The organism is Oceanobacillus saliphilus, from assembly GCF_023522835.1.
GTDB lineage: Bacteria > Bacillota > Bacilli > Bacillales > Amphibacillaceae > Oceanobacillus > Oceanobacillus saliphilus.
On sequence record NZ_JALCZU010000278.1, the window covers coordinates 1 to 220 of the forward strand.

The 220-nt window shown below is 42.7% G+C and carries 1 rRNA gene; it reads right to left on the bottom strand.

From position 1 onward, the window contains the following. Positions 1-143: 143 nt before the first annotated feature. Positions 144-220 (bottom strand): 16S ribosomal RNA (locus tag MN204_RS21160); the annotation flags it as partial.

Here is a 220-nt window from a genome sequence, read left to right on the forward strand (position 1 = left end):
TGATGTCGTTGATTACTCTTATTTAGTTTTCAAGGTACAAATCAAAATTGAGAGATTTGCTCTCTCAAAACTGAACCAAACAACCAAGTATGTCCTTACCGATAGGAACAAGTTCCTCATCAGCGTTCCGTTATAATCCTTAGAAAGGAGGTGATCCAGCCGCACCTTCCGATACGGCTACCTTGTTACGACTTCACCCCAATCATCAGTCCCACCTTCG